The following is a 14810-nucleotide window of genomic DNA, read 5'->3' as shown; positions in this document are numbered from 1 at the left end:
GATTCCGGGGCATTTCTCGCCTTGCAGTCCAGAAAACCGCTCCTTATATACGCCGCATCACCGCAATCACGATTGCGTAATCTCAAGTAGACCCATCCCGTAAGGGGCTGTCAGGGAAATGCCTTCTCGGGGTTCCGACAGCTTGCTTCAAGGAGAGAATGACATGGCAAAAGTAATTGGTATCGACCTTGGAACGACGAATTCCTGCGTCGCAGTCATGGACGGCAAGGACGCGAAGGTTATCGAGAATGCGGAAGGTGCGCGTACGACCCCTTCCATGGTGGCATTTTCCGATGATGGCGAACGCCTCGTCGGCCAGCCGGCCAAGCGCCAGGCAGTCACCAACCCGACGAACACACTCTTTGCAGTCAAGCGCCTGATCGGCCGCCGCTACGAAGATCCGACCGTCGAGAAGGACAAGCACCTCGTTCCCTTCACCATCGTCAAGGGCGACAATGGCGACGCCTGGGTCGAAGCCAATGGCAAGGGCTACTCGCCCGCACAGATTTCCGCGATGATCCTTCAGAAGATGAAGGAAACCGCCGAATCCTATCTCGGCGAAAAGGTCGAGAAGGCCGTCATAACCGTTCCCGCGTACTTCAACGACGCGCAGCGCCAGGCAACCAAGGATGCCGGCCGCATCGCCGGTCTTGAAGTCCTGCGCATCATCAACGAGCCGACTGCTGCGGCCCTCGCCTACGGTCTCGACAAGAAAGAAGGCAAGACGATTGCCGTCTACGACCTTGGTGGCGGTACCTTCGATATTTCGATCCTCGAGATCGGCGACGGCGTCTTCGAAGTGAAGTCCACCAACGGCGATACCTTCCTCGGCGGTGAAGACTTCGACATGCGCCTTGTCGAATATCTCGTCGGCGAGTTCAAGAGAGACAACGGCATCGACCTGAAGAACGACAAGCTTGCCCTGCAGCGCCTCAAGGAAGCTGCGGAAAAGGCGAAGATCGAGCTTTCGTCCTCGCAGCAGACCGAAATCAACCTGCCGTTCATCACGGCCGACGCCTCCGGCCCGAAGCATCTGACGCTGAAGCTGACCCGCGCCAAGCTCGAAAGCCTGGTCGACGATCTCGTCCAGCGCACGATCGCGCCGTGCAAGGCAGCGCTCAAGGATGCCGGCGTCACTGCTGCCGAAATCGACGAAGTGGTTCTCGTCGGCGGCATGAGCCGCATGCCGAAGGTACAGGAAGTCGTCAAGCAGCTGTTCGGCAAGGAGCCGCACAAGGGCGTCAACCCGGATGAAGTGGTGGCCCTCGGCGCCGCCATCCAGGCCGGCGTTCTGCAGGGCGACGTCAAGGACGTCCTGCTGCTCGACGTGACGCCGCTGTCGCTCGGCATCGAGACGCTGGGTGGTGTCTTCACCCGCCTGATCGAACGCAATACGACGATCCCGACGAAGAAGAGCCAGACCTTCTCGACCGCCGAAGACAACCAGCAGGCCGTGACCATCCGCGTTTCGCAGGGCGAACGTGAAATGGCTGCCGACAACAAGCTGCTTGGCCAGTTCGATCTCGTCGGTCTGCCGCCGTCGCCGCGCGGCATGCCGCAGATCGAAGTCACCTTCGACATCGACGCCAACGGCATCGTCCAGGTTTCGGCCAAGGACAAAGGCACCGGCAAGGAACAGCAGATCCGCATCCAGGCTTCCGGCGGTCTTTCCGACGCCGACATCGAGAAGATGGTGAAGGATGCCGAAGCCCATGCCAGCGAAGACAAGAAGCGCCGCGAGGCGGTCGAAGCCCGGAACCAGGCCGAAAGCCTGATCCATTCCTCGGAAAAGTCGCTGAAGGATTATGGCGACAAGGTTTCCGAGGCCGACCGCACCGCGATCTCGGATGCGATCGCCGCGCTGAAGACGGCGTCGGAAGCATCCGAGCCCGATGCCGACGACATCAAGGCCAAGACCCAGACGCTGATGGAAGTGTCGATGAAGCTCGGCCAGGCGATCTATGAAGCGCAGCAGGCCGAAGGCGGCGCTGCTGGTGATGCCTCCGCGGAAGGCGGCGACAATGTCGTCGATGCCGACTACGAGGAAATCAAGGACGACGACCGCAAGAAGTCCGCGTAATCCGCGACGGCGTGGTTATGCTTCAACACCTGATCCGGCTGCTCACCATGGCAGCCGGAAAATCCATTTCCGGGGTTTAATCCTTAATGGCAAAAGCGGACTTTTACGAAACTCTGGGTGTAGCCAAGACGGCGGACGAGAAAGAGCTGAAAAGCGCCTTTCGCAAATTGGCGATGAAATTCCATCCGGACAAGAACCCGGATGACAAGGACGCCGAGCGGAAGTTCAAGGAAATCAACGAAGCCTACGAGATGCTCAAGGACCCGCAGAAGCGGGCGGCCTATGATCGCTATGGCCATGCGGCCTTCGAGCATGGCGGCATGGGCGGCGGTGGCGGCGGATTTGCCGGCGGCGGTTTCTCCGACATTTTCGAGGATATCTTCGGCGAGATGATGGGTGGAGGGCGCGCGCGCCAGCGCTCGTCAGGCGGCCGCGAACGTGGCGCCGATCTTCGCTACAACATGGAAATAACGCTGGAAGAGTCTTTCTCCGGCAAGACGGCGCAAATCCGCGTTCCGACGTCAATCACCTGCGACGTCTGTTCGGGTTCAGGCGCCAAGCCCGGCACGCAGCCGAAGAACTGCGGCACCTGCCAAGGAACGGGGCGCGTGCGCGCGGCACAGGGCTTCTTCTCGATCGAACGGACCTGCCCGACCTGCCACGGCCGCGGCCAGATCATTCCCGATCCGTGCCCGAAGTGCCACGGCCAGGGCCGGGTGACGGAAGAGCGTTCACTCTCGGTCAATATTCCCGCCGGCATCGAGGACGGCACCCGCATCCGCCTGCAGGGCGAAGGCGAGGCCGGCGCCCGCGGCGGACCGGCAGGCGACCTCTATATCTTCCTGTCAGTCAAACCGCATGAATTCTACCAGCGCGACGGAGCCGATCTCTATTGCGCCGTTCCGATCTCGATGACGACGGCCGCGCTCGGCGGCACCTTCGACGTGGCGACGCTCGACGGCACCAAATCGCGCGTTACCGTGCCCGAGGGCACCCAGGTCGGCAAACAGTTCCGCCTCAAGGGCAAGGGCATGCCAGTGCTGCGTTCGGTGCAGACGGGCGACCTCTACATCCAGATCCAGATCGAGACGCCGCAAAAGCTCACCAAGCGCCAGCGTGAACTGCTTCAGGAATTCGAGCAGCTTTCCTCCAAGGAGAACAATCCGGAATCGACGGGCTTCTTTGCCCGCATGAAGGAATTCTTCGAAGGCTGAGCCGCGATCGACATGCCCATTACGAAAGCCGGGACGGAAACGTCTCCGGCTTTTTTGTTTTAAGAATCCTGATTTGCGACATTCGCGTCCATGCCGGCGAATCTGTCCCGGATCGATACGGCAGCGGGCGGGACGACGACTTGCGTTAACGCAGCCAGATGATGCCGCTTGCAAGTTTTCCAAATGAATTCAGTCTCTGCCGTCAGTGCATGACCCCGGGAGCCGGAATCGATTTCGGGGTCATGCACCAAATCAAAGTGATAGAGCGTCCTTAGCGCTAGCGGGAACAAACAAACCAAGGGTATCAGCCATGGCGCCAGCCTTTTCATCTCAGTCCGAAGACGTCGACGTTCTCGCCGGCGCCATCTACACATGGTGCGCTGAGCGCAACATCAAGCTTCGCAGCCAGCAAGGCCTTTCCATTGCCAGCATCGCGATCGACCTCTATCATGCCGGCCACCAGACGCAGGACGATCTGCTGATGGCGCTGCACGAATGCGAGATTCACTGAAGCGCGCGGCATCGAACCTCAATCAGGCGGTCTGCTTCCGGTCTTTGTCCTGATGCAGGTCATCCCCCCAATATTGCTGCACACCCGCAGGTGTCCGGAAATCATCCAGACCTTGAATAGGTCGTGCTTTCCGTGGGAACCGTGATTGCTGCGCTGGAATCAGGCGGTGGTTTCGGCCGCTTCGCCCGTCATGAGGGTGACGATAGTCTTGACCGCTTCCTTGCCTGCCGGTGAGTTCAGCTTGTCGTAGCTCAGCGCAAGCGCATAGGCGTCGGGGCTGAGTTCGACACGGCTGCCGAATGGCGACATGCCGGCACCCTCGAAGAGAGCGGAGATCTCGACGTCGAGAAAAACCGCGATCTGATGCAGCTTGCTGGCGGAAACGCGGTTCGCCCCCTTTTCGTATTTCTGGATTTGCTGGAAAGTCAGTCCGAGTGCTTCGCCAAGCTCGAGCTGAGAAACACGGCGAAGGGCGCGAAACTGTCTGACGTTGCGACCGACGATAATATCAACCGGATCTGGCACTTCATCACTCTCTTATACATAAACGGTCCGTTTACCATATCGCCTGCACCGGATAACTCAACCCTGCAGTTGCAAAATTCAACCAACTTTTTTTGGGCTTTACGTTACGTCAGTAGCCTTAGAGGATGGCGGCAAACCTTGAATATCCGGCGCTGGAAGACATTGGCAATGACTGTCTACGGGATCGGTTTGGCGATGTCAGGCCATCTCGGATGGTTGTATTTTTAACCGAATTTCGAAGCCCCGTGGCTGCCATTCCATCGGGAGGATGTCGGACACAAGGACTTCGGTCACGGGATCATCTGGAATATATGTCCTGCGTGGCGCCAGCCGCCGCGTCCTGACGTCCGGCTGCAGCGGCGGTACGCGATCCACGGCCCAAAAGCTGCCAGCCTTGCCATCGGCGCTGCTTCGGCTTAGCTGTCACGCTTTACGATTCCGGACATTCGATGCCGCACAAGGTTTCTCTTTCCCGTCTGAAGCTGACAGACTTCCGCAACTATGTGGCGGCGGCCCTTGCACTTGATGGTCGGCATGCCGTGCTGACGGGAGACAACGGCGCCGGCAAGACCAATCTCATGGAGGCCGTCTCGCTGCTTTCGCCTGGCCGCGGTTTGCGCCGCGCGGCTTATGGCGACATTACCCGCGTCGGCGCGGCCGGCGGCTTTTCGATCTTCACCGCGCTCGACGGCATGGAGGGCGACGTCGAGATCGGCACCGGCATCGAAACGGGCGAGGAGACCACCGCCCGCAGGCTGCGCATCAATGGCACGACGGCAAAGACTGTCGACGAACTGACCGACCATCTGCGCCTTCTCTGGCTGACACCGGCGATGGACGGCCTCTTTACCAGCGCCTCTTCCGACCGGCGCCGCTTTCTCGACCGGCTGGTGCTGTCGCTCGATCCCGCCCATGGCCGCCGCGCCAGCGATTTCGAGCGCGCCATGCGCAGCCGCAACAAACTGCTGGACGAAGGCCGCTTCGATCCTTCCTGGCTTGCCGGCATCGAGGAGCAGATGGCAAGCCTCGGCATCGCCATGGCGCTTGCCCGGCAGGAGATGCTCGGCCTGCTGACCCGGCTGATCGAGGAAACACGAGAAAGCTCGCCCTTCCCTTCGGCATCGCTGCAGCTCTCCGGCTTCATGGACGGCCAGTTCTCGCGCCCCTCGGTCGACCTTGAGGACGACTACGCGGCGATGCTGGCGGAGAACCGCTACCGCGATGCCGGCGCAGGGCGCACGCTCGAGGGACCGCACCGGGCCGATCTTATCGTGCATCACCGCGAAAAGGCGATGGAGGCGGAGCGTTGCTCCACCGGCGAGCAGAAAGCGCTGCTTGTCGGCCTGGTGCTTGCGCATGCGCGGCTCGTCGGCAATCTCACCGGCCATGCTCCGGTCCTGCTGCTCGACGAGATCGCAGCGCATCTCGACGAGGGCCGCCGCGCCGCGCTATTCGACCTTATCGACGGGCTCGGCGGCCAGGCCTTCATGACCGGAACGGATCGCGCGATGTTTTCAGCGCTCGGCGACAGGGCGCAGTTTTTCACGGTGGCCGACGGAAGGGTGTTCGAATGACCGAGGCGGCTTTTCCCGGCGTCGGACGTCATGATAACATCGGCGCCATGGAACCGCTCAGCCCGGAAGAAATCGCGCGCTATCACCGCCACATCCTGCTGCCCGAGATCGGCGGCGCCGGCCAGCAGAAGCTGAAAGCCGCCCGCGTGCTGGTGATCGGCGCCGGTGGTCTCGGTGCGCCGGTTCTGCAATATCTGGCCGCAGCCGGCGTCGGCACGCTTGGGATCGTCGACGACGACCGGGTGTCGCTGTCGAACCTGCAGCGCCAGGTGATCCATGATTCCGGCACGATCGGCGAATTGAAGACCGAGAGCGCTGCTTTCGCCATCGCCAGGCTCAATCCGCATGTCCGACTGATCCGCTTCGAAGAACGCTTCTCCCAGGAGGCCGCCCGCCGTCAGCTCTCAGGCTTCGATCTGCTGATCGATGGCTCCGACAATTTCGACACCCGTTATGCCGCCGCCGATGCGGCTGATGAAGCGCGCATTCCGCTCGTCACCGGCGCCGTCGGGCGGTTCGACGGCTCGCTGACGGTTCTCAAGCCCTATGAAACGGCTGAGGACGGAACGCCCAACCCTAGATATCGTGACCTGTTTCCGGAAGCGCCGCCGGCCGGGTTGATTCCCGCATGCGCCGAGGCCGGCATCATCGGCGCGCTGACCGGCGTCATCGGCACGATGATGGCGATGGAGGCGATCAAGCTCGTCACCGGCACCGGCGAACCGCTGGTCGGACGGTTGCTGCTCTATGACGCGCTCTCGGCTCGGTTTGATACCATCCGCTACAAACGACGCCGTACAACACAGAGACAGGCGGGATGAGGATTGTTCCGCTTGATCAAACTTTCACGCGCTGGGATGAACTGCTGGCGCTGATCCTTTCCGCCTTCGCCTCCATGAATGGCAGGATCGACCCGCCATCTTCGGCGCTCAAGCTGACGACGGCATCACTGGCCGAAAAGGCCGGAACCGAGATCGGCCATGTCGCCATCGACGGCGAAAAACTGATCGGCTGCCTCTTCCTGCGGCCGGAGGCCGATTGTCTCTATGTCGGCAAGCTCGCCGTTCTGCCTGAGGTGCAGGGCAAGGGCCTCGGCAAACGGCTGCTGACAATTGCCGAGGAGACCGCTGCGGCGCTCGGTCTTCCCGCCTTGCGGCTGGAAACGCGGATCGAACTCACCGACAACCACGCCGTCTTTGCCGCCTGGGGATTTTCCAGAACCGCCGAAAAAGCCCATCCCGGCTTTGCCAGGACGACGTTCATCGAGATGCGCAAGGTCCTTGCGTCTTGATGCGCCTCGCGTGATTCGATCCTGAGATGCGCTTAGAGCGGTTCAGCTTTTAACGGAAGCGCAGGACCGCTCTAGCCTTTTGTTTTTACGCAATTCCGGACGGAAAACCGCTTCGCACTTTTCCTGGAATTGCTCTAGCGGCCGGGCAGTACCCGATTCGGCGGCCTGTGACCGTCGATGAAGGTGCGGATATTGATGATGACCTTGTCGCCCATGTCGATGCGGCCTTCGATCGTCGCCGAACTCATATGCGGCAGCAGCACGACCTTGCCCTCATTGGCGAGCTTGATGAGCCTCGGGTTGACGGCAGGCTCGTTCTCGAAGACGTCGAGGCCGGCGCCGGCAATCCGGCCCTCCCTCAGGCATTTGATCAGCGCAGCTTCATCGACCACGTCGCCGCGCGCGGTGTTGACGAGATAGGCCGTCGGCTGCAGCAGCGCCAGACGGCGGGCCGAGATCAGGTGGAAGGTCGCCGGCGTCGACGGGCAATTGACCGAAACGATGTCGACGCGGGCGAGCATCTGGTCGAGACTTTCCCAATAGGTCGCCTCCAACTCGTCCTCGACGGCCGGATTGACGCGCTTGCGGTTGTGATAGTGGATCGACAGGCCGAAAGCCTTGGCGCGGCGGGCCACCGCCGTGCCGATGCGGCCCATGCCGACGATGCCGATCCGCTTGCCGTGAATGCGCCGGCCGAGCATCCAGGTCGGAGACCAGCCTGCCCATTCGCCCGGCTTATCGGTCAGCACGCGCGCACCTTCGCCGAGCCTTCTCGGAACAGCGAGAATCAGCGCCATGGTCATATCGGCGGTGTCCTCGGTCAGGACGTTCGGCGTGTTGGTGACGGTGATGCCCTTGCGCGCCGCCGCCTCGACGTCGATGTGATCGGTGCCGTTGGAGAAGCTCGCAATCAGCTTCATCTGCGGTCCCGCCTGTTCGATCAGCGCCGCGTCGATGCGATCGGTGACGGTCGGCACCAGCACATCGGCGGTCTTGACCGCAGCGATCAGCTCGGGAACCGAGCGCGGCGCGTCGTCGATGTTCAGCTCGGCGTCGAAGAGTTCGCGCATGCGGGTTTCGACGGCATCCGGCAGCTTGCGGGTGATGTAGACCTTCGGTTTTTTCTTCGCTGTCATGGCTGCCTGTGGTGCCTTGTTCAGAGGTCTTTAACCAAGAGGGGTGATAATTTTCCCATTCCGGGCATTTTCTACCAGACCCGCACGCGAAGACAAACAAAACTCGTGGTGCAGCCGGGGAATGTCAGAGCCCGGAGCGCGAGCAGGCCGGGCCTGCCCGCGAATTCGAGCAAACGGAAACTTCCATGCGCAGCAAAGTCCTGAAGTCCTGCCTCGCCCTTGCCATCGCTCTGGCTGCATCCATGGGAAGCGTCGAGTTCGCCCATGCGCAGGCGGCCAAGGGGCCAAGCGGACTGCCATTGCCACGTTTCGTCACGCTGAAATCCAAGCGCGTCAACCTGCGCATCGGTCCGGGAACGGATTACGCCGTGTCGTGGATGTACCTGAAATCCGGCCTGCCGGTAGAGATCATCCAGGAATACGACAATTGGCGCCGCATCCGCGATGCCGACGGCACCGAAGGCTGGGTCAACCAGTCACTGCTGTCAGGTCAGCGCGCGGCGATCGCCGCCCCGTGGATGAAGACCAAGGGCAAGGGCATCTATGTCAATCTGCGCCGCGAGGCGCAGCCCTCCGCCTCGATCGTCGCCAAGCTCGAACCCGGCGTGATGCTGACGATCGGCGAATGCAATGGCGACTGGTGCCGCGCCGAATCTGACGGCGCCTCGGGCTGGGTGGCGCAGTCGGAGATCTGGGGCGCCTATCCCGGCGAAGCCTTCAAATAAGCCCTGCCCGTTTGGCGGCCTCGGAAAGCGAGGTCATCGGGCGCGGGCCGATCTGCTGGATGACGATGCCGGCAGCCAGGCAACCGAGCTTGCCGCAATCCTCGAGAGAGCGTCCCTGCGTGTAACCATAGAGGAAGCCGGAGGCGAAGAGATCGCCGGCACCGGTCGTATCGACCACTTCCCTGATCCTGATCGCATCGACGTAAAAACGCTCGCGGCCCTTCAGGATGACGGCGCCATTCTCGCTCATCGTCACGGCGGCGATCTTGCAATCGGCGGCGATCCTGTTCAGCGCCTCCTCGAAATCATCGGTCTCGTAGAGCGACAGCGCTTCCTGGCGATTGGCGAAGACGATATCGACCTTGCCGGAGCGCATCAGATCGAGGAATTCGCCGCGATAGCGGTCGACGCAGAAGCTGTCGGACAGCGTCATCGACATTTCGCGGCCGTTTTCATGGGCGATGCGGGCACAATCGAGGATCGCTTCCTTGGCGCGCGGCGGATCCCAGAGATAACCTTCGAAATAGGTAACCTTGGCGTCGGCCACGACGTCGGTCTCGACGTCTTCCGGGCCGAGCTCGACGCAAGCGCCGAGATAGGTGTTCATCGAACGCTCGCCGTCCTCGGTGACGAAGATCATCGAACGCGCCGTCGGCGGGAAGGTGCCCTTCGGCCGGGTCTGGTAGTGGACGCCCTGGGCGCGGATGTCGTGCGCGAAGATGTCACCGAGCTGATCTTGGGCGACATTGCCGAAATAGGCAGCCTTGCCGCCGAGGCTCGCCACGCCCGCCGCCGTGTTACCGGCGCTGCCGCCAGAAGCTTCGAGCGCCGGTCCCATGCGCGAATACAAGAGTTCGGCGCGTTCGGCATCGATGAGGTTCATCGCCGCCTTGGTGATCTGGTTGTCAATGAGGAACTGGTCGTCGCAACGGGCAATGATATCCACGATTGCGTTGCCGACTGTCAGAACATCGAATCTTGTCATGAAATGGGGGGTCCCGGAGTTTGTGATAGCCGGGGTTTGGTCTTAGCGAAATTTCCGCGGTTTGGAAGGATAAATGGTGGATGGTCTCTCTATTTCTTCGCAAAAGTGCCGCCTAGTCGTCATGTCCCTGTCATTTTCAATATCTAGAAATACTCGCAGGAAGACCGGCATGAGCAGCTTTCAGTTGCAGCCGGGCTTACGAAGGATGATCCCTTCGATCTTACCGGCGCGATGCTGACCACGGATGAACTGGCAGCTTCGTGATCCGGATATCCGGCACGGCCGGAGCGGAAAAGCGGGCTGTGCCCGCTTTTTTTGTTTTACCGATGCGCCTGATTGAACGGCGATTGCCTTTTCAATCCAAGCCGTTTGCTGCTACTGCATAATTCCTTAAATCGGAATCGATTTAAGGATAAAATTATGCAGCAATTCAAAGTGCTACAGCGTCCTTTGCGCGTCTGAAAAGACGCGCGGCGCTGTAGACGTCGAATACTCCCCCGCGCAGAGCAGCCTCCCCTATGTCAGCCATCATTTTCGACGTCCTTCCCGTCTTCATTCTGATTCTCATCGGCTGGGTGATCGTTCGCAGCGGATTGATGGCGTCGAATGTCGGCGAAGCGCTCAGCGAATTCGTCTTCAAGATCGCCGTGCCGCTTCTGCTCTTCCGGACCATCGCCGAGGCGGATTTTCATGGCGCCTCGCCCTTCCGGCTCTGGATCGTCTATTTTTCGGGCGTTGCCATCACCTGGACGGCCGGCCATATCGCCGCCACACGCCTCTTCGGCCGTGACGAACGGATCGGCGTGCTGGCCGGCGTTTCCTCGGCCTTCGCCAACAATATCTTCATCGGCCTGCCGCTCGTCGAGCGGACCGTCGGCGACGAAGGGCTGGTGGCGCTGTCGATCCTGCTTGCCGTACATCTGCCCGTGATGATGGTCGCCGGCACGGTGCTGATGGAGCATGCCGAGCGCAAGATCGCCGGCAAAAGCGATCGCAGCATGGTGCTCGTGCTTCGCCAGATCGCAGTCAACCTCGTGCGCAACCCGCTGGTGATAGGCCTTGCGGCCGGCATGGCCATGCACCTTTCCGGTCTCACCATGCCGACGACGCTGGCAACGGTCGTCGGGCAGATCGCCGGCATTGCCGGCCCGGCGGCGCTGATATCGCTCGGCATGGCGCTGGAGAGATACGGCGTCTCCGGCAATCTCGGTATCGCCAGCGTCACCTCGAGCCTGAAGCTGCTGCTGCTGCCCGGCTGCGTCTGGGCGGCGAGCCATCTCCTCGGCCTCAGCCCCGAATGGACGGCAGCGATCGTACTGACCTCCTCCGTCCCTACAGGCGTCAACGCCTGGCTGATCGCCAATCGCTTCGGCGTCGGTCACAGCCTCGCCGCCTCGACGATCACCGTGACGACGGCGCTCGGCGCCATCACGGTCTCGCTCTGGGCCTATTTCCTCGGCGCCTGAGCTGATATCCGCACAAAGAAAAGCCCGGCTTGCGGGCCGGGCTTCGATGTCATGCGATTGTCTGCCGCGTCACTGCGTCGCAGCGTTCGGATCCGGCAGCGGCACCGGCGAATCGGCGAGCGTGTGGAGGTAGAGGATGACGTTGGCGCGCTCCTGATCCTTCGCCAGACCGGCAAAGCCCATGGCGGTGCCCGGAACGTCCTTTTTCGGCGCCAGCAGGAACTTGTTGAGATATTCGAAGGTCCACTTCTCGCTGCCACCCTTGGAGAAATCCTTCATGGGAGCGGAATAGGCGAAGCCTGCATGCGAGGCGACCGGGCGATCTACGACACCAAAGAGGTTGGGACCGACTTTGTTCGGCCCCCCTTTGGTGGCGTCATGACAGGCCTGACACTTCTTGAAGACCGTCTCGCCGGCCTTGGCATCTGCAGAAGCGAGCAATTGCGCAATCGGAACGGCAACGGCAGGCGCAGCCTCGCCGCCAGCAGCGGGCGCCTCTTCGGCAACGATCGCGAAACCTTCCTTTTCCGGTGCTTCGGAATGGAAGATTCCTTCGGACGCGATGGAGACCGACATCAGAACGAAAATCGTTCCGAGCAGCGCCCCCACGGCCGTATTGACGTATGAATTCATCTGCAATGCTCCCCTTGCAGCCGGCAGATCATAAACCGGACCATCTTGAAATCGCGCGGAACCTATGTCTTTTGGCTGTTCGTTGCAACTGTCTAAATGGTCTTGCGCATGAGACTTTTTGACACTTTTCAGCCCGGAATAGAAGGCCCGAACAATGAGTGATTCAAATTTAGGCGGCGTGCTCGTATTGATCCCGGCGCGCATGGCCTCCACCCGGCTTCCGGGCAAGCCGCTGGCCGATATTTGCGGTCTGCCGATGATCGTCCAGGTGGCGCTACGCGCCAGGGAGGCAGCCATCGGCCGCGTCGTCGTCGCCGTCGACGACACCCGAGTGTTCGATGCCGTGGCGGCGGCCGGCTTCGAAGTCGTCATGACCCGCGTGGACCACCAATCGGGTTCCGATCGAATCTTTGAGGCGCTGACGAAAGTCGATCCGGAGGGCAAGGCGAAAATCATCGTCAACATCCAGGGCGATCTGCCGACGATCGATCCCGAAACGGTGCGTGCAGCCTTGCGCCCGCTCGAGAACGAGGCGGTCGATATCGGCACGCTGACAACCGAAATCGACAATGAGGAGGACAAGACCGCGCCGCACATCGTCAAGATCGTCGGCTCACCGATTTCCGTCGCCCGGCTGCACGCGCTCTACTTCACGCGCGCAACCGCCCCTTACGGCCAGGGGCCGCTCTACCATCATATCGGCCTCTATGCCTATCGGCGCGCGGCGCTCGAACGGTTCGTCTCGCTCGGTCCCTCGACACTCGAAAAACGCGAATCACTGGAGCAACTGCGGGCGCTCGAAGCCGGCATGCGCATCGACGCCGAGATCGTTGACACGGTTCCGCTCGGTGTCGATACTCCCGCCGACCTCGAAAAAGCGCGGCGCATCCTCTCCGCAAAGTCGAACTGACGGAACCATCATGAACATCAAGACCAACAGGATCGCCTTCCAGGGCGAATTCGGCGCCAATTCCGACATGGCCAGCCGCGACATGTTTCCGACCATGGAGCCGCTGCCCTGCCAGACCTTCGAGGATGCGTTCACGGCGGTCGACAACGGCGATGCCGATATCGGGATGATCCCGATCGAAAACACGATCGCCGGGCGCGTCGCCGATATCCACCATCTGCTGCCGGAGTCGCGGCTGCACATCATCGGCGAATATTTCATGCCGATCCGCTTCCAGCTGATGGTGCTGCCCGGTGTTACCAAGGACGAGATCCGCACGGTGCACAGCCATATCCACGCGCTCGGCCAGTGCCGCAAGATCGTTCGCGCCAATGGCTGGAAGCCGGTGATCGCCGGCGATACGGCGGGGGCGGCGAAACTCGTGCAGGAAACCGGCGACCGCTCGATGGCCGCCTTGGCGCCACGCCTTGCCGCCGATCTCTACGGGCTCGAGATCATCGCCGAAAATGTCGAGGATACGGAAAACAACGTCACCCGCTTCGTCGTCCTGTCCCGCGACGAGGAATGGGCGCAGCGGAATTCGGCGGAAGAAAAGGTCGTCACCACCTTCGTCTTCAACGTCCGCAACATTCCGGCCGCGCTCTACAAGGCGCTCGGCGGCTTTGCCACCAACAACATCAACATGACGAAGCTGGAAAGCTACCAGCTCGGCGGAAAATTCGTGGCGACGCAGTTTTACGCCGATATCGAAGGCCATCCGAACGATCCGAACGTGCGTCGGGCGTTGGAGGAACTGCGGTTCTTTTCCGAGAAAGTCCGCATCCTCGGCGTCTACAAGGGGCATGCGATGCGAGGCCTGCTGTAAGGCAAGCCCCGCAAGTCGCCTGAATTATTTATCCGGCTCACAGACACGCAGCCGATGCCCATCCGGATCGAGCACGACGAAGGTCGGGCCGAAATCCAGTTCGGTCAATTCCTGGGCGATCGGCAGACCGCGCTGGCGCCAGTCTTCATAATGTCTGGCGACGGCATTTTCTCCTTCGACCATGAAGGCCACTTCGCCTCGATTGCCGATGGCGGAGGGCTGCGGCTCGACCTTGCTGCGCCGCCAGAGACCGAGCGTGAAACCGCCCTCAAGCGGAAAAGCGACGAAATTCGGCGCTTCCACAGCCGGTTCGCGGTTCAGCAGATTCCGGTAGAAGCTGGCGCTTTCACCCGGGTCCTTGACGTAGAGAATTATGAGATTGGGGCTGGTCATTTCGGTTCTCCCGTTGTTTAAGAATGGCGCCGCCAGAGATCTCGTCTGCTGACAAATTATGGCAGCAGACTACCGAGGGCGTTGCTATCGCAACGCCCCGTTCTCGTCGGGCAGAATGTTGATAGGGGTGGGCGGCCTAAAGCGGTCGCGCATGTCGTTGTCGCAAAACCGCTGCACACTTTTGCGCGATATGCTTTAGAGCGGAAAACGCTCCTCGCAGCGCGGGTCGCGTCCGTCGATGAAGCCGAGGTCGCGCTTCAGGTAATCCGGTGTCGCTTCAAGGTCGAGGCCGGTGCGGTCTCCTCTGCGAAATCGGAAAATGTTCATGACCAGGTGCAGCAGGCCTGACGGTGCTGACTGGCGGACATCGGCAAAAGTCTCGGCCGAAATGACATCGGCAAAGGACTCGGCCGCAAAACGGTCGTTGGTGAAATGAATGGCTGGAGGCGTTACCATGATCAGTACTCCTTCCTGGTGGATTGGCACTGATAATAACTCCATC

16 protein-coding genes are annotated in these 14810 nt (G+C 61.1%); 10 read left to right on the top strand and 6 right to left on the bottom strand.

The window, feature by feature from the left end; all coding sequences use genetic code 11:
- The first annotated feature begins 163 nt into the window (after positions 1 to 163).
- From dnaK to HX898_RS08075, 3 genes are all read left to right on the top strand, one after another.
- Positions 164 to 2080 (top strand): molecular chaperone DnaK, encoded by a 1917-nt coding sequence (dnaK, locus tag HX898_RS08085; protein WP_062944862.1) that lies wholly within the window; start codon positions 164 to 166, stop codon positions 2078 to 2080.
- Positions 2081 to 2166: 86 nt separating this feature from the next.
- Positions 2167 to 3294 carry a molecular chaperone DnaJ gene (gene dnaJ, locus HX898_RS08080; RefSeq protein ID WP_017995672.1) on the top strand — a complete coding sequence of 376 codons (1128 nt, stop codon included), beginning with the start codon at positions 2167 to 2169 and terminating at the stop codon, positions 3292 to 3294.
- 310 nt (positions 3295 to 3604) lie between these two features.
- A complete protein-coding gene (locus HX898_RS08075; protein ID WP_003544370.1) occupies positions 3605 to 3805 on the top strand; it encodes a hypothetical protein in 201 nt (66 codons plus the stop codon).
- A 159-nt stretch (positions 3806 to 3964) separates the two neighbouring features.
- Here the strand turns inward: HX898_RS08075 and HX898_RS08070 are convergent, their stop codons facing one another.
- On the bottom strand, positions 3965 to 4330 hold the full coding sequence (locus HX898_RS08070) for a helix-turn-helix transcriptional regulator (protein ID WP_017962753.1): 366 nt from the start codon (positions 4328 to 4330) through the stop codon (positions 3965 to 3967).
- A gap of 449 nt (positions 4331 to 4779) precedes the next feature.
- Between HX898_RS08070 and recF the strand changes: the two genes are divergently transcribed.
- From recF to HX898_RS08055, 3 genes are read left to right on the top strand one after another with little or no spacing between them, the layout of a single operon-like run.
- Positions 4780 to 5904 carry a DNA replication/repair protein RecF gene (gene recF / locus HX898_RS08065; RefSeq protein WP_180194394.1) on the top strand — a complete coding sequence of 375 codons (1125 nt, stop codon included), beginning with the start codon at positions 4780 to 4782 and terminating at the stop codon, positions 5902 to 5904.
- Positions 5901 to 6725: a molybdopterin-synthase adenylyltransferase MoeB gene (locus HX898_RS08060; RefSeq protein WP_138332100.1), complete on the top strand. Its 825-nt coding sequence runs from the start codon at positions 5901 to 5903 to the stop codon at positions 6723 to 6725. The genes recF and HX898_RS08060 overlap by 4 nt, the downstream gene beginning before the upstream one ends.
- Positions 6722 to 7195, top strand: a complete 474-nt coding sequence (locus tag HX898_RS08055; protein ID WP_138388508.1) for a GNAT family N-acetyltransferase — start codon at positions 6722 to 6724, stop codon at positions 7193 to 7195. Before HX898_RS08060 ends, HX898_RS08055 begins: the two co-directional genes overlap by 4 nt.
- A 134-nt stretch (positions 7196 to 7329) precedes the next feature.
- On the opposite strand, the gene HX898_RS08050 is transcribed toward HX898_RS08055, so the two are convergent.
- The gene (locus HX898_RS08050; protein WP_011649963.1) at positions 7330 to 8331 is read right to left on the bottom strand and encodes a D-glycerate dehydrogenase; all 1002 of its coding nucleotides are present in this window, start codon (positions 8329 to 8331) and stop codon (positions 7330 to 7332) included.
- 185 nt (positions 8332 to 8516) lie between these two features.
- Between HX898_RS08050 and HX898_RS08045 the strand changes: the two genes are divergently transcribed.
- A complete protein-coding gene (locus HX898_RS08045; protein WP_011649962.1) occupies positions 8517 to 9056 on the top strand; it encodes an SH3 domain-containing protein in 540 nt (179 codons plus the stop codon).
- On the opposite strand, the gene HX898_RS08040 is transcribed toward HX898_RS08045, so the two are convergent.
- A complete protein-coding gene (locus tag HX898_RS08040) occupies positions 9049 to 10041 on the bottom strand; it encodes an adenosine kinase (protein ID WP_020052350.1) in 993 nt (330 codons plus the stop codon). The genes HX898_RS08045 and HX898_RS08040 overlap by 8 nt on opposite strands.
- Before the next feature lie 518 nt (positions 10042 to 10559).
- Here HX898_RS08040 and HX898_RS08035 point away from each other — a divergent pair.
- A complete protein-coding gene (locus HX898_RS08035) occupies positions 10560 to 11507 on the top strand; it encodes an AEC family transporter (protein WP_062944866.1) in 948 nt (315 codons plus the stop codon).
- A gap of 69 nt (positions 11508 to 11576) precedes the next feature.
- Here the strand turns inward: HX898_RS08035 and HX898_RS08030 are convergent, their stop codons facing one another.
- A complete protein-coding gene (locus HX898_RS08030; protein WP_065281772.1) occupies positions 11577 to 12140 on the bottom strand; it encodes a cytochrome c family protein in 564 nt (187 codons plus the stop codon).
- 154 nt (positions 12141 to 12294) lie between these two features.
- Here HX898_RS08030 and HX898_RS08025 point away from each other — a divergent pair, with 154 nt between their 5' ends.
- Both HX898_RS08025 and HX898_RS08020 read left to right on the top strand, forming a co-directional pair.
- Positions 12295 to 13050, top strand: a complete 756-nt coding sequence (locus tag HX898_RS08025; protein WP_138388510.1) for a 3-deoxy-manno-octulosonate cytidylyltransferase — start codon at positions 12295 to 12297, stop codon at positions 13048 to 13050.
- A 10-nt stretch (positions 13051 to 13060) separates the two neighbouring features.
- Positions 13061 to 13915 (top strand): prephenate dehydratase, encoded by an 855-nt coding sequence (locus tag HX898_RS08020; RefSeq protein WP_003544355.1) that lies wholly within the window; start codon positions 13061 to 13063, stop codon positions 13913 to 13915.
- A gap of 24 nt (positions 13916 to 13939) precedes the next feature.
- Here the strand turns inward: HX898_RS08020 and HX898_RS08015 are convergent, their stop codons facing one another.
- Positions 13940 to 14308 (bottom strand): VOC family protein, encoded by a 369-nt coding sequence (locus HX898_RS08015; RefSeq protein WP_003555800.1) that lies wholly within the window; start codon positions 14306 to 14308, stop codon positions 13940 to 13942.
- Positions 14309 to 14503: 195 nt separating this feature from the next.
- A complete protein-coding gene (locus HX898_RS08010; RefSeq protein WP_138332094.1) occupies positions 14504 to 14764 on the bottom strand; it encodes a hypothetical protein in 261 nt (86 codons plus the stop codon).
- Positions 14765 to 14810: the final 46 nt, after the last annotated feature.

The organism is Rhizobium sp. WYCCWR 11128 (genome assembly GCF_013416305.1).
Taxonomy (GTDB): Bacteria; Pseudomonadota; Alphaproteobacteria; order Rhizobiales; family Rhizobiaceae; genus Rhizobium; species Rhizobium indicum.
Note: the sequence above shows the minus strand (reverse complement) of the source record. Positions and strands in the feature narration are given on the sequence as shown.

Excerpts from the sequence above, each read along its gene's own strand:
- dnaK (WP_062944862.1), top strand. The coding sequence starts at position 164 with ATGGCAAAAGTAATTGGTATCGACCTTGGAACGACGAATTCCTGCGTC.
- dnaJ (WP_017995672.1), top strand. The coding sequence starts at position 2,167 with ATGGCAAAAGCGGACTTTTACGAAACTCTGGGTGTAGCCAAGACGGCG.
- HX898_RS08075 (WP_003544370.1), top strand. The coding sequence starts at position 3,605 with ATGGCGCCAGCCTTTTCATCTCAGTCCGAAGACGTCGACGTTCTCGCC.
- recF (WP_180194394.1), top strand. The coding sequence starts at position 4,780 with ATGCCGCACAAGGTTTCTCTTTCCCGTCTGAAGCTGACAGACTTCCGC.
- HX898_RS08060 (WP_138332100.1), top strand. The coding sequence starts at position 5,901 with ATGACCGAGGCGGCTTTTCCCGGCGTCGGACGTCATGATAACATCGGC.
- HX898_RS08055 (WP_138388508.1), top strand. The coding sequence starts at position 6,722 with ATGAGGATTGTTCCGCTTGATCAAACTTTCACGCGCTGGGATGAACTG.
- HX898_RS08050 (WP_011649963.1), bottom strand. The coding sequence starts at position 8,331 with ATGACAGCGAAGAAAAAACCGAAGGTCTACATCACCCGCAAGCTGCCG.
- HX898_RS08045 (WP_011649962.1), top strand. The coding sequence starts at position 8,517 with ATGCGCAGCAAAGTCCTGAAGTCCTGCCTCGCCCTTGCCATCGCTCTG.
- HX898_RS08040 (WP_020052350.1), bottom strand. The coding sequence starts at position 10,041 with ATGACAAGATTCGATGTTCTGACAGTCGGCAACGCAATCGTGGATATC.
- HX898_RS08035 (WP_062944866.1), top strand. The coding sequence starts at position 10,560 with ATGTCAGCCATCATTTTCGACGTCCTTCCCGTCTTCATTCTGATTCTC.
- HX898_RS08030 (WP_065281772.1), bottom strand. The coding sequence starts at position 12,140 with ATGAATTCATACGTCAATACGGCCGTGGGGGCGCTGCTCGGAACGATT.
- HX898_RS08025 (WP_138388510.1), top strand. The coding sequence starts at position 12,295 with ATGAGTGATTCAAATTTAGGCGGCGTGCTCGTATTGATCCCGGCGCGC.
- HX898_RS08020 (WP_003544355.1), top strand. The coding sequence starts at position 13,061 with ATGAACATCAAGACCAACAGGATCGCCTTCCAGGGCGAATTCGGCGCC.
- HX898_RS08015 (WP_003555800.1), bottom strand. The coding sequence starts at position 14,308 with ATGACCAGCCCCAATCTCATAATTCTCTACGTCAAGGACCCGGGTGAA.
- HX898_RS08010 (WP_138332094.1), bottom strand. The coding sequence starts at position 14,764 with ATGGTAACGCCTCCAGCCATTCATTTCACCAACGACCGTTTTGCGGCC.